The 778-nt window shown below is 48.5% G+C and carries 1 protein-coding gene; it reads right to left on the reverse strand.

Annotated elements, in window-relative coordinates:
- On the reverse strand, window positions 1–778 hold a 778-nt coding region (locus R7Z50_RS26675), incomplete at both ends, for an insulinase family protein (RefSeq protein WP_318149638.1).

Here is a 778-nt window from a genome sequence, read left to right on the forward strand (position 1 = left end):
TGGCCGCGGTGTCGACTTCTTTCTGGGTAATGTTGATCGCGAGATCGTCGAAAACCTTATCCAACAGTTTATCCATCAAACCCACATCTTTTGGATCCACCTGCGATTCAAACAACCAGTCCGAAATCGGCTCACCATCTTGCGTCATCGTATAAATGCTAGGGCTGTAATCTAAGCTTGATTCTTCACGGAACGTCTCCAGCACTCGTGCGGCACTGATGCGCTCCAGAATGTCTTCTGTCACCGTGTCTTTTGCCGTACGGTTGTACTTGTCGGTGTTGGTAAAACGCAGCAGGTAAAACGATGAAGGCTCGTGACCATCAGTGACGACCGAGCGCGCTGGCAGCTCATCATTAAATGACACACGATAATCTACAGCTTTACCCGGCTTCATCTTAATTGATGCCACGTATTTGCGTAGAAGCGGCGTAATTTGCTCAGGCTCAACGTCTGCAACAATCACCATTTTGTAACCGTGATCAGTTTTAAATAGTTGATCATGCACCGAAAGAATCTGCTCTGGCGTGACGGTATCGGCACCATCACTGCTCAGTAAACGATGACGACTATCCGGCGTGTAAGCGCTGGTGTTCGCTACTTGGATAAGCGTACCCATAGGCGATTCCAAGAAAGCGCTGCGCTCTTGCTTAAACTCTTGTTTCACCGCGGCAAGCTGACGCTCATCAACCTTGATTTCGGTCGAAAGGTTGTACAAGCCATTCAAAGCTTCAACTAGACGATTTTTTTGCGTCGTAACCTGAACGCCATGCACTGTTGG

Source organism: Vibrio sp. 1249-1, from assembly GCF_033340495.1.